The following is a 13,042-nucleotide window of genomic DNA, read 5'->3' on the forward strand; positions in this document are numbered from 1 at the left end:
CTACCGAAGCACTTACTTAGATATGGGCGCGTGATGAATTTCATGCAGCGTAGTATGACGATGTGCACCAAATTCAAAGCGATCAGGCCAGTTACACACATCTGACACCACACATTCAGCGCATTTAGGCTTACGCGCAATACAACAATAACGGCCATGTAAAATTAGCCAGTGATGCGAGTCAATTAAAAATTCTTTAGGAATGACTTTAATTAAACGGTGTTCGACTTCTAAAACATTTTTACCTACAGCTAAACCTGTACGGTTACCTAAGCGGAAAATATGCGTATCGACCGCCATAGTAGGCTGTCCAAATGCGGTATTTAACACTACATTGGCCGTTTTGCGTCCCACGCCGGGCAAGGCTTCTAAATCGGCACGATTATCAGGCACGATGCTGCCGTGTTTTTCGATGAGAATTTTACAGGTTTTAATGACATTTTCTGCTTTGGAATTATACAGCCCGATGGTTTTAATATATTCTTTTAAACCTTCCACACCTAAGGCATAAATCGCTTCGGGAGTATTGGCAACAGGAAACAGTTTGTCGGTGGCTTTATTGACGCTGACATCGGTCGCTTGTGCAGATAAGGTCACCGCAATCAGCAATTCAAATGGATTGGAAAAATTCAGTTCAGTGGTCGGATTTGGACGTTGGTCACGTAAGCGCTCAAAAAAAGTCTGAATTTGCTTTTTGGTCATATTTTTAGACGGCTTTTCTTTGAGCGTGGTGCTTTTGGCAGCCGTTGTTTTAACCGCTTTATTGGTCAGACGTGTATTTCTTTCGGGCATGTTTATGCTCCTAATTCACGTAACTGTTGTTGTAAATTGGTTAGTAATAGCCGTTTTTTCTCATCGTCACGCACACTGAGTTGTTTTTCGAGTTTTTTAATTTGTGTGCGTAATTTTGCCAGTTCGATGGTGGTTTGTGCATCGGCAGTGGAAATCTGTTCATTTTTTTGCACAGGCAATTCAATCACAGGCACAGCAGCATCGGCTTGTGCAGAAAATTGAGCAAACAGTTCGGTATCAATTTCTGCACGTACCACAGGGCCTTTACGGTGCAGACGACGTTGTTCTTCACGTTGTATGTGGGCGTAGTAGCGTTGGCGTAAATCATTCTGTTCTGCCACTCGTGCGCTATCAGAAAGCAGGGGTTGTGTATCTTCTACCAAGTCAATGCAATCGACAGGGCAAGGTGGAATACACAATTCACAGCCAGTACATAAATCAGTCAAAATGCTGTGCATGAGTTTGCCTGAGCCTAAAATGGCATCGACAGGGCAGGCATTAATACATTTTGTACAACCAATGCACTCATCTTCACGAATTAGCGCTTTCATACGCTGTGGGCGTCCATCTGCCTGCACAGGCCAAACACTGGCTTCTGCGGTCAATACAGGGCGTTGCAGTAAGTTTGCTAGTGCATCTGCAACAGGTTGTCCACCGGGTACGCATTTATTGGCCGCTTCGCCTTCTGCAATCGCTTTGGCGTAGGGTAAACAGCCATCACGGTGACCACATAAGCCACATTGAGTTTGAGGGAGTAGCGCATCAATATTGTGAATCAGAGCAATTTGCGAATTCATGGACAAACCAATGCCACTTTAAACAGCAGCAGAAAAACGGAAGATAAGGCTAGGGGGAAATTCTAGGTCGATGATTTTAGCACGATTTTTGCTTTTAGGCTTGTGCGCAAATTAAGAACAACAATTGCTAGCTTTTTGGGCAAAAATGCTCAAAACTATGAATTAATTTGTTACATTAACTTATGGGCTTAACACGCTAAAAAATAAGTTAAATTTATGAAAATACAAATGTTTTAAAGTTTTTTGAAAAAAACTATTGTAGATTGTTAACAAAAGATATTTAATATTTTGCGCCAAAATATATCATTGATTGAAATTTTGACCAATTTTGATCCATTTTCTGCTGAGGATTAAGCGTTGAAATACAACAGCCTTAACGAATTCCTAGATTACGTTAAAACACGTGATGCACATCAACCAGAGTTTCTACAAGCTGTAGAAGAAGTAATGACCAGCCTTTGGCCGTTCATTGAAAAGAACCCTCAATATGCAGCACATGGTTTGCTTGAGCGTTTGGTTGAGCCTGAGCGTGCAATTCAGTTCCGCGTTTCTTGGGTAGATGACCAAGGTCAAACCCACGTAAACCGTGCATTCCGTGTACAGTACAACTCAGCAATTGGTCCATTTAAAGGTGGTATGCGTTTCCACCCATCAGTGAACCTTTCAATTTTAAAATTCTTAGGTTTTGAACAAACCTTTAAAAATGCTTTGACCACATTGCCAATGGGCGGTGGTAAAGGTGGTTCAGACTTTGACCCTAAAGGTAAGTCTGAAGGCGAAATTATGCGTTTCTGCCAAGCCTTAATGATCGAGTTATATCGTCATTTAGGTTCTAACACGGATATTCCTGCGGGTGATATTGGTGTAGGCGGTCGTGAAGTGGGTTACATGGCGGGTATGATGAAGAAGCTCAGCAATGACACTTCATGTGTATTCACAGGTAAAGGCTTGTCTTTCGGTGGTTCTTTGGCGCGTCCAGAAGCTACAGGTTACGGTACTGTGTATTTCGCTGAGGAAATGCTCAAGACTCGTGGCGATTGCTTTAAAGATAAAGTCGTTGCGATTTCTGGTTCAGGCAACGTTGCACAATTTGCTGCAGACAAAGCAATGTACTTGGGTGCGAAAGTAGTTTCACTTTCTGACTCGAATGGTACTGTGTACGTGAAAGAAGGTTTCACGCCAGAATTACTTGCTGAAGTGATGGAACTTAAAAACGTAAAACGTGGTCGTATTTCTGAATTTGCGTCTAAGCACGGTTTTGAATACCTTGAAGGTCAACGTCCTTGGGGTATTAAATGTGATATCGCGCTTCCATGTGCGACTCAAAACGAACTTGATGCGAATGATGCAGCAGCGCTTCTTGCAAACGGCGTAATCTGTGTTGCTGAAGGTGCGAACATGCCTTCTACACTTGAAGCGGTTGAGAAATTCGTTGAAGCGAAAATTCTTTATGCGCCAGGTAAAGCATCTAACGCCGGTGGTGTAGCAACTTCTGGTCTGGAAATGTCTCAAAACGCATTGCGTTTAGGCTGGACTTTCGAAGAAGTTGATGAGCGCTTACACGCAATCATGAAAGAAATTCACCGCAACTGCGTAAAATTCGGTACGAAAGAAGACGGTACCGTGAACTATGTAGACGGCGCAAACATCGCTGGCTTCGTAAAAGTTGCTGATGCAATGCTTTCTCAAGGCGTATTCTAAGTCTGACTGAGTTTAAGCTTGAAAAAAAAACCGAGGTGAATGCCTCGGTTTTTTTATATTGCGATTTTATCGTTATAGAGTGCCTTTGACTGCTTCACGCTCTACGGTCATGTCGAATACATAGGCATATTTAGACTGGTCAGCTGCCGGATTTTTAATTTCATAACGTTTTACCCGAATAATCTGACGCTCATTCGATGAATGCTGAAAACCTTCGATCTGATCGTAAAATAAAGTCCAGTCTTTATCGACCTGAGTCTTTAAGCCTTTTTCATCATATTTGATTTCTTTCACCTGTAAGCAGGTTTGCTGAGCTACACCCGTACAGGCTTTAGTCTGTGACGAAACTTCCAGGAAAATGGTTTCTGCCTGACCTTGTTATTTGGTTTCCGGTGTCATTTTTCCGGTAAAGACATATTTTTGACCATCAGCTGCAGTAATACTCAGTTTTGGCTGATTGGCATCATTTAGATCCAGACTAAACGGAATATTACGCTTTTGCAGAAGCTGGCTGATAAAACGTTCCTGTTCCATTAATGGTGCATCACATGCCATCATGGTGCCCATCATGTCACCCGTACTCAGGGTATTATCTTTAACAGTCCAGCTCGTGCCAAGGCCATTACAGCCAGAAGCTACACTTAGTCTGCCTCGTTGATCAAAGCTCAGAACAATCGGGCGTTGCAGCCCACGATCAAGTTCCCAGGTATAAGCGGGCAAAATTTGTGTAGGCGTTTTTAATGTGGTGGATAGAGTAGAAATAGCCGGATCTCCTGAAGTGGCAGGAAGATGTGAAGATTGACATGCAGTTAAAGCCAAAGGGAGCAGGGCAAGCGCAAAAATACTGAATTTCATTGGTTTATATTCTATGTGCTAAAGTTTCAACGTGATTATAATCAAGAGATTAACAAAAAATATGGATACAAATCGTAGCTTTTGCTAACAAAATGTATCCAAATTAAAAAGTCAGATTTTAAATAAGCGGAGCTATCGGTTAGTCAAAACGATAAATATCCATACCGAGTGAACCCATGCTAAAGCTGCTATGTACAATGTTAAATCGATCTCCCGTACCCATTGCAAAAAACAGCGGTGCAAAGTGTTCTAGGGTTGGGTGATTACGTGCTACATGTGGCAATTGTTGCCAATCTAGTACTGCATCATAATTGCGATGACTTAAATGCTGCACCACACGATTACGGAAACTAGATGCCCATTCAGGCACAGCTGCATTGGGTGTATTCCATGATAATTCACGTAAGTTATGGGTGATACTGCCTGAGCCAATCAGTAAAATTTGCTGTTCACGTAATGGCGCTAAACTTTGCCCAATGTGATAAATCTGTTCGGCGCTCATATTCATGGGCAAAGAAATGGTAATCACTGGAATATTGGCATCGGGATACATGTGTAGTAATGGCATCCATACGCCATGATCATGCGGGCGTGTGCTGTTGGCATGGGCAGCAAAGCCCGCATCAGCCAAACGCTGCAAAATATCTTCTGCCAGTTCAGGTAAGCCAGGTGCAGGGTAGCGCAGGGCGTACAAGGCTTCAGGAAAACCACGGAAGTCATGCCATGTTTCAGGGCGAATACCTGTGTTGACCTCCAGTGCATTACTTTCCCAATGCGCCGACATCACCACAATGGCTTGCGGTGTTGGCAAATTTTCACTTAAACGGCTGAGTGCAGGCCCGACCTGTTCAGGATTGAGTGCCAACATGGGCGAACCATGTGAGATAAATAAACCGGGTAATGTCTGTAAGTTCATGCCTAGATCCCTAAAGCCTGCTGTTCTACAGCATCGCAAAAAAGTGTGTATAGCGAAATGTACTTTTGTTCAACGCTATGTTGCAGCTTTGCAACGTCGTTTGAGTTGAAGATATTTTGATAACTCAACGTACAAATTGAATAAGTTGATTTAACCTGCACGATGATAAGGATGGTTGTGGTTGATGCTCATAGCACGGTATAGCTGCTCAATCAGCATCACGCGAACTAAAGGGTGTGGCAAAGTTAGTTTGGATAATGACCAATGCCATGCTGCTGCTTTACGTACTGCTTCAGAGTGACCATCTGGTCCACCAATCGCAAGCACGACATCATTGCCTTCTAGCATCCAGCCTTTCATGGTTTCTGCAAGTTTTTCGGTGCTGAACTCTTTGCCGCCCACTTCCAAGGCAATTAACAGCTCATTGTTTTTCATGGCATTTAAAATGCTATCACCTTCAATTTGGCGATATTTTAGAATATCGGCCTCAGAATCATTTTTGCCACGTTTCGCCATTGGCAGTTCGACAATTTGAGTCTGCACAAAAGGCTGAATCCGTTTGAAATAATCTTCAAAACCAGTCAGCACCCAAGCAGGCATTTTTTGTCCAATGGTCAGAATGCGAATTTTCATAGGCGAGTTCATGTAGCGATCAATCAGAATCTCGCATTATACCCATGATTCAACACAAGCGCTGTGTAACGACACAATTTGCAATTGAATTTGCCAACAGGCTGTTGCTTTAATACTCAGCAATCTTATTGGTCTTTTTTGTCTTGGAATTATCAGCATGCGCGCGTTTCAAAGTCAGCAGTTATATTCATGGATATTGGGCGCGGGTATGGGATTGATGACCACTGCTACATTTGCTGTGCCTGAGGCTCAATGGGCAGAACCAAACAATTTGCAAGTCTATATGCAGCAAGTGATTGGGCAGCAGGGTTTGGGTAATTCCGAACAGTATCGTCATTATAAAAATGTGATTGAACTGAATCGGGTTTCGGCATGGATTCGGGAACAAATGCGAGTATTTGGAATTCCGTGTCAATTTCAAAATTATGTGGTCAATCAGCAAAGCTACCGCAATGTGGTGTGCAAATTGAATATCGGTGCTGCGCAAAAAACGATTTTTGGTGCGCATTACGATGTTTATGGGCAGCAGCAGGGGGCAAATGACAACGCTTCTGGCGTTGCAGGTGTAATCGAAACAGCACGAATTTTGGCGCAGGAAAAGAATAAACTTAGTCAAAATGTTGAATTTGTTTTTTATACCTTGGCAGAGCCACCATTTTTTAAAACCGAGTCGATGGGCAGTTTTATACATGCCAAATCTGTGCAGGCTGAAAAGGAAAAAATCCGTGCGGTGTATGTGCTGGATATGATTGGTTATTACGATAAAAATTTGGTGCAAAATTACCCAATCGGTTTAAAGTGGATTTACCCAAGTCATGGCAATTTTATTGTGGCATTGAGCAATATGCAATCACGTGAAATGAGTGCAAGCTATTGCAATACGATGCAGCGTTTGAACCAGTTGCAATGTGAGCGCGTGGTGGCACCGACTTTCATCAAGGGTATAGATTTTTCAGATCATTTAAATTATTGGAAATATGATATTCCAGCTATTTTAATTACCGATACGGGCAGTTATCGCAGCTCACTTCGCCACACCACAGGTGATACTTTAAAAACAGTAAATTTTGAAAAAATGGCACATGTCGTGAATGGCTTGGTTGCACAGATTTTATCACCTTGATGATTGATCGCAGCGCATAAAGAACGCAGCCCTGAATAGAAATAGGACTGCGGTTAAAAGGTCATCCACCTGGAGATATGGATGACCAGACCATGAAGCACGCTTCAATCAAAAGCGTCTGATCAATTTATCGGTCTAAATAGACCAAACAAGAAACATACAGCGCGATGTATCTTAAATTTATATATGTGGATGGTTTGCCTATTTTTTCAAGGAAATTGAATTAAAAACAGACTATCCATTTTAAAAATAATTAAAAAATTATTCAATTATTTTAAATCCAGAATCTAAATACGACAAAAGAGCACCGAAGTGCTCTTTTGAGATGTTCTATGCTTAAAGCAGAGTAACTTGCTTAATGACGTGCGGCTTTGCCTGCTGCTACTGGCTTCACAATCGGTGCCTTGGTTAAAGGCTTAGGCATACTGGTCAGTGCCAAAGGCAAGATTTCATCAATGCTTTTCACAGCCTTGATTTCCAAACCTTCTTTGACATTGTCTGGAATTTCAGACAAGTCACGCACGTTTTCCTGTGGGATAAATACCAGTTTGATACCACCACGATGTGCCGCAAGAAGTTTCTCTTTCAAGCCACCAATGCGCATTGCACGACCACGTAAGCTGGTTTCGCCTGTCATGGCAATATCAGGACGAATTGGAATATCTGTAAATGCAGATACCAATGCCGTAGTCAATGCCAAACCTGCAGATGGACCATCTTTAGGTGTTGCACCTTCTGGCAAGTGTACGTGTACATCGGTTTCGGCAAATACATTGGCTTCAATGCCTAAACTGTCGGCACGGGTACGCACAACGGTCATCGCGGCTTTGATTGACTCTTGCATCACATCACCCAATGAACCTGTGGTGATGAAATTACCTTTGCCTTTCATGGTTGCCACTTCAATGGTGAGTAATTCACCACCCACTGAAGTCCAAGCCAAGCCATTTACACGACCCACTTCGGCTTCTTCTTCTGCCATACCATAGTCAAATTTGTGTGGACCAAGGTAGTCAGGCAAGTTTTGTGAAGTCACATCTACCTGTAGGTTTTTGGCTTTTTTGCTGACTGCTTCTTTCACCACCTTACGGGCAATTTTTGACACTTCACGTTCCAGACTACGCACACCTGCTTCACGTGTATAGCGCTGCACAATGTCACGAATCGCTTCTTCATGAACCGTCAATTCTTTAGCACGCAAGCCATTATTTTTGATGGCTTTAGGGACAAGATAGCGTTCTGCAATATTCACTTTTTCATCTTCGGTATAACCCGGTAGACGAATTACTTCCATACGATCTAACAGAGCTTCTGGAATATTCATACTGTTGGCAGTACAAATGAACATCACTTCAGACAAGTCTAAGTCTAGATCTAAATAGTGATCATTAAACTTGTTGTTTTGTGATGGATCAAGTACTTCTAACAAAGCAGATGCAGGGTCGCCACGGTAATCCTGTGCCATTTTGTCAATTTCATCGAGCAAGAACAGTGGGTTCTTCACACCAACTTTAGTCAATGACTGCACAATTTTACCCGGCATCGCACCAATATAGGTACGGCGGTGACCGCGAATTTCCGCTTCATCACGTACGCCGCCTAGCGCCATGCGCACGAACTCACGTCCAGTGGCTTTTGCAACCGATTCACCCAGTGAGGTTTTACCTACACCCGGAGGACCGACTAAGCACAGAATTGGACCTTTGAGTTTTTTCACGCGCGACTGCACAGCAAGGTATTCCACAATACGGTCTTTGACTTCATCTAAACCGTAATGGTCGGCATCTAAAATTTCTTGTGCTTTCGCCAAGTTAATGCTGACTTTGCTGGCTTTGTTCCATGGCGTATCTAAAATTACTTCCAGATAGTTACGTACCACAGCCGCTTCGCTAGATGCAGGTTGCATGGCTTTTAGCTTACGGAACTCAGCTTCTGCTTTTTTGCGGACATGTTCTGGCAAGTCTGCTTCGGCCAGACGTTTTTCAATTTCAGCGACATCATCTTCCGCACCGCCGTTCATATCGGACAGTTCGCGTTGAATGACTTTCATCTTCTCATTCAAGAAGTATTCACGCTGATTTTTTTCCATCTGGCGTTTAACAGAGTCATGCAAGGTTTGCTCAATCTGCTGTTCTTCAGACTGTTGCAATAAATAAGTCATTAACTCGGTCAAGTGGGCTTCAAACTCATCGTGCTCAAGGAATTTTTGTTTGACATCAATATTCAATGGCACACGGGTTGCAACAAAGAACAACAACTGCAATAAATCTTCAATTTTATTGGCAGCAGCAATCAGTTCACGTGCATTGCGTAATTTTGCTTCTGCATATTGCGCAAATAAGGCACGTAATTCTTGCAAACGTGTTGCTTGGGTATTTTCATCCATCGCAACAGTCATTGGGCTCAAGCTGTGTTCTGCAGTCAAATACGCGTCTTCATCAATAATTTTTTCGAGTTTGGCGCGGTATAAGCCTTCAATCAGCACTTTGATACAGTTTTCATCATTTTCGTGATTCACAACTTGCACAATCTTCGCGACAGTACCGTATTGATATAAATTGTCGTGATCAATTTCTTCTGTAAGCGAATCTTTTTGCGCAACTACAAATACTAGATTGTCACTGTTACGAGCCACATCAACTGCATTGATCGATTTTTCACGACCTACAAATAGCGCAATTTGCATGTGCGGATAAACCACCACATCACGTAGCGCTAAAAGCGGTAATACACTTGGAACCTGAGGCTCTAAGGTTTCTTGATTCATAATAATTTCAGACATGGGCACTCCTAATGAGTGACAACGGTGTTGCCATGTTTTTAATAGTGATGGGTATTTTTTAAAATACAAGGGCAGGTCAACACAAATTGTTTAAAAAGTAGCTAAATATGTGATTTTAAATTGATCTACTCAGTCAAAATGATCAATTTAGCGTTTCAAGGTGCGTTTAAACTGTAAAAAATGTTGTGGAGTTAGTAAGGCATCTACAGGTTGATCCCAATTTTCACGTGGCAAGCGTGTATGAATTAGCTGAAAATCATGTGCAATCCCTAAGCGATAAGGATGCTGCGGGGCAGAGGCTAAAGTGCGGTCATAATAACCACCGCCCATTCCAATGCGGGTGCCATGCGTATCGCAAGCCAATAAGGGCATCAAGACTAAATCTAAATGGGAGATGTGTTTTCCGCGACTTGTTCTTGGTTCTTGCATCCCCAAACGATGATGGGCAAAGCGACGCTGACGATATTGTTGTGGGGTGATTTGTACCCACACCAAGTGTTGATTCATATTGCAAATCATGGGCAAATACACTTGTTTGCTATGCGCGAAGCAATATTCAATGATGCGGTGTGTATGAATTTCACCAAAAGCATGTAAATACATACCCACTTTTTTTGCGTACTGAAATTTTGGCAGTCGTATTAGCCGCTGCAAAACAGCTTGCTGTGCGTGTTGCTGTTGGGTGCGCGTGACCGCTCTGCGCTGTTGTCGAAGCTGTTTACGCAAGGTTTTAAGTTCCAACAACTGCATCTCGGCACATCCTTATATTCTTGAGTTTAAATGCTTGAATGGGTATGGGATTACTGTCATTTCATCGACAAAAACAAGCTTTTATCATACTTGGCATTTTAACAGGATGTGATGCTGTATTTCTGTTTATCTGAAAATTGACCTGCTATCGGATAGTCTAGCTCGAACCCTAGACGCAAAATTACAAAAACTCTTATGCTATTGCCCAATCAATGCCACGCCAACAATCTTCGAGATCGCTTCAAGATGGATTAGGCAGGCTTCAGTTAAAAACAACAAATATGTAAAAACACAAGCCAAAACAAAAACAACACTTTCATTTTGCTGTTCAGGGAGAACAAGAACATGAATTATTCCAACAAGGTGTTTAAACATCTACTTCAAGGCGTGCTGGCTTTAGGAAGTTGTGTCAGCGCACAAAGTTATGCAGATTCGACCTATTTACCGCAGCCACCGAATACCCAACAAGTCTTTTTTGTCGGCAATAACTGGGATGGCACAGTGACGGTGATTCACCCTTCACAAGACTTTGGCAAAGTGGGTGTGGTCAATATGATTCCTGACCGCAAAGAGCGTTTATTAGAAATTCATTTAAATCCAGTGAAATTGATTGCCTACACTTACATTCAACAAACTGCAGGTGAGGGCAATGACCAGTTGGTGGATGATATGTATTCCACGCCAGATGGACAGTCGATTGTGGCTTCACGTCCAAGTTTTGCCGATGTGGTATCCATCAACATTAAAACGGGCAAAATTAATTGGCGTACGCCAGTCGAAGGTTTCCGCGCAGACCACATGGCGGTTTCACCAGATGGACAACGTGTTGCTGTGTCGGCATCGTCAGGTAATGTGGTGCATGTTTTAGATATTCATACAGGTAAAGAATTGGGGCGTTTTGCAACAGGGGATAAGCCGCACGAAAATATTTACTTTGCAGGTGGAACGAAAATCTTAAACTCTGCGATTGGTAACGTAGAAACTTCGATGGATGCACAGTGGCAAGATTTTACCAAAGGTAAGCGCTTTATTACCATTGCCGATGCCAACAATTATAAAGTTCTGAAAAAAATTGATTTCCGACCTGCGTTAGATGCCTTTGGACGTAAAGATTTATCCAACTCAGTGCGTCCTATGGTGCTAAGTAAAGATGAAAGCAAACTTTATGCGCAGGTTTCATTTTTTAATGGTTTGGTGGAATACGACTTAAAAACCGATAAAGTCACGCGTATTGGACAATTACCGGGCAGCAGTACAATTCCAAAAGACCGCAGCAAATGGGTAAATGATTCACGTCATCATGGTTTATCCATCAGCGCAGATGGCGAAAAACTCTGTGTGGCAGGCACGATGGATGATTACGCGACCATTGTAGACCGTCAGAGTTTAAAAGCAGGCAAACTGATTCCTGCAGGTAAACCATATTGGGCAACCCGTAGCCCAGATGGAAAAAGCTGTGTGATTTCAGAAAGTGAAACCGATGTGGTAACGGTGATTGACTTTGCTACGGGAGAAAAAGTCCGCAGTGTGCCAGTGGGGAATCACCCACAGCGAGTGCGTTTGGGTTATGCACCAAGCGATTGGTCGACGCCGTAATTTTTAAGCCGATCATAACAGGCAAAGCATGCTAAGGCGCTCAAGACGATATTTGAATTGAGCGCATTTTAGGATGGTTTGCTTATGGAGCATGCACATGAATGGGACTCGATGGCTCGGTATTGGCTTTTTTGTTTTGGCGGTCGCGGTGTTGTTTACCGTGGTGTATGTATTTCAACCACCGAATAAGACTGTTTCGGAAACAGTGTGGGTGAAACCGAACACGGCTTCCACAGAGATAGAAACAACGCAAAGTCTATATTCAGATGAATCTGAAAATGTACTGGAAACAAACGCTATGCTAGAGCGTGCTGCGGTATCTGCAGTTGAAATGCAGCAATTAATCCAGCAACGTGATCAGTTGTATTTAGGCTTTAAGCAAATTAGTACAGGTTTAAGCCAAGGGCAAAAGCCTGATTTAAACCGTGTACAAAGTATGTTGCTACAGCAGGAACAATTGGTACAAGCAGGCGTATTAAGAGCAGAAGATGCAATGAACTATAGCCAGTTTTTAAAGCAAATTTTACCTGAAATTGCAGGGCAAATTGATTTGCATATTTCGCGTTTAAAGCGCCTGAACGTGGTGACAGGTTAAGCCACAGTAAGGTGTGAGTTGCTGTTATAAATACACGATGACGCCATTGTTGCAGTCAATAATGGCGTTATTTTTTTGTCTAAAAAATTCTTTTAATCCACATGTTTTTAAGCCGAATAGCGGCCACTTGAGCTGAATTTATCCATGATTCCTTTGATCAAGCGTTCAATTCATCTTAGAAGAAAGCACACGTATTTTACTGTATTAGACGAAAGTTGTATAAGGCTGTGCCGAATAAATTTGGTTTTTCCTTCCTCTTAAAAACTACAGAAAAAACAAAGTTTAAATTTTTCTTCACCGTATTTTTTATGCTGCGAACAAAGATCATCTTTATTTAAATTGGTATGACCAAATGAATAAACAATCCAACCAATATTGACATTTATTTGTATAAAACTATTATTTGTTGCAAATATTAAGAGTATTTTGATTTTTATCTTAATATTGGTCAGACCAAAATTAGAATTTTATCTATATGCTTAGACCTATGTTTACGTTTGAG

10 protein-coding genes and 1 pseudogene are annotated in these 13,042 nt (G+C 42.2%); 4 read left to right on the forward strand and 7 right to left on the reverse strand.

Annotated elements, in window-relative coordinates:
- Positions 1 to 12: 12 nt before the first annotated feature.
- Together nth and FTU98_RS08255 are read right to left on the reverse strand one after the other, a co-directional pair.
- Positions 13 to 702: an endonuclease III gene (gene nth / locus FTU98_RS08250; RefSeq protein WP_154321249.1), complete on the reverse strand. Its 690-nt coding sequence runs from the start codon at positions 700 to 702 to the stop codon at positions 13 to 15.
- Between the two features lie 92 nt (positions 703 to 794).
- On the reverse strand, positions 795 to 1,589 hold the full coding sequence (locus tag FTU98_RS08255) for an RnfABCDGE type electron transport complex subunit B (RefSeq protein ID WP_180050995.1): 795 nt from the start codon (positions 1,587 to 1,589) through the stop codon (positions 795 to 797).
- A 357-nt stretch (positions 1,590 to 1,946) separates the two neighbouring features.
- Between FTU98_RS08255 and gdhA the strand changes: the two genes are divergently transcribed.
- Entirely contained in the window at positions 1,947 to 3,290 is a 1,344-nt protein-coding gene (gene gdhA, locus FTU98_RS08260) for an NADP-specific glutamate dehydrogenase (protein ID WP_004970711.1), read from the forward strand.
- 72 nt (positions 3,291 to 3,362) lie between these two features.
- Here gdhA and FTU98_RS08265 read toward each other — a convergent pair.
- The 3 genes and pseudogenes from FTU98_RS08265 to rlmH all read right to left on the reverse strand — a co-directional run bounded on the left by FTU98_RS08265 (position 3,363) and on the right by rlmH (position 5,694).
- A pseudogene (locus FTU98_RS08265) lies at positions 3,363 to 4,145 on the reverse strand (DUF4377 domain-containing protein).
- 139 nt (positions 4,146 to 4,284) lie between these two features.
- Positions 4,285 to 5,061: a dioxygenase gene (locus tag FTU98_RS08270; protein ID WP_096901485.1), complete on the reverse strand. Its 777-nt coding sequence runs from the start codon at positions 5,059 to 5,061 to the stop codon at positions 4,285 to 4,287.
- Positions 5,062 to 5,211: 150 nt separating this feature from the next.
- Entirely contained in the window at positions 5,212 to 5,694 is a 483-nt protein-coding gene (rlmH, locus tag FTU98_RS08275; RefSeq protein WP_026438445.1) for a 23S rRNA (pseudouridine(1915)-N(3))-methyltransferase RlmH, read from the reverse strand.
- A 157-nt stretch (positions 5,695 to 5,851) separates the two neighbouring features.
- On the opposite strand from rlmH, the gene FTU98_RS08280 reads away from it, so the two are divergent.
- A complete protein-coding gene (locus FTU98_RS08280; RefSeq protein ID WP_373683476.1) occupies positions 5,852 to 6,817 on the forward strand; it encodes a M28 family peptidase in 966 nt (321 codons plus the stop codon).
- 355 nt (positions 6,818 to 7,172) lie between these two features.
- On the opposite strand, the gene lon is transcribed toward FTU98_RS08280, so the two are convergent.
- Complete coding sequence (gene lon / locus FTU98_RS08285) at positions 7,173 to 9,599, reverse strand: endopeptidase La (RefSeq protein WP_131260796.1); 2,427 nt, start codon at positions 9,597 to 9,599, stop codon at positions 7,173 to 7,175.
- 147 nt (positions 9,600 to 9,746) lie between these two features.
- Positions 9,747 to 10,343 (reverse strand): 5-formyltetrahydrofolate cyclo-ligase, encoded by a 597-nt coding sequence (locus tag FTU98_RS08290; RefSeq protein ID WP_026438444.1) that lies wholly within the window; start codon positions 10,341 to 10,343, stop codon positions 9,747 to 9,749.
- Positions 10,344 to 10,694: 351 nt separating this feature from the next.
- On the opposite strand from FTU98_RS08290, the gene FTU98_RS08295 reads away from it, so the two are divergent.
- Positions 10,695 to 11,945 carry a YncE family protein gene (locus tag FTU98_RS08295; RefSeq protein WP_096902747.1) on the forward strand — a complete coding sequence of 417 codons (1,251 nt, stop codon included), beginning with the start codon at positions 10,695 to 10,697 and terminating at the stop codon, positions 11,943 to 11,945.
- Positions 11,946 to 12,042: 97 nt separating this feature from the next.
- Entirely contained in the window at positions 12,043 to 12,540 is a 498-nt protein-coding gene (locus tag FTU98_RS08300) for a hypothetical protein (RefSeq protein ID WP_004970693.1), read from the forward strand.
- Positions 12,541 to 13,042: the final 502 nt, after the last annotated feature.

This window comes from Acinetobacter sp. YH12211 (genome assembly GCF_013418015.1).
GTDB lineage: Bacteria > Pseudomonadota > Gammaproteobacteria > Pseudomonadales > Moraxellaceae > Acinetobacter > Acinetobacter towneri.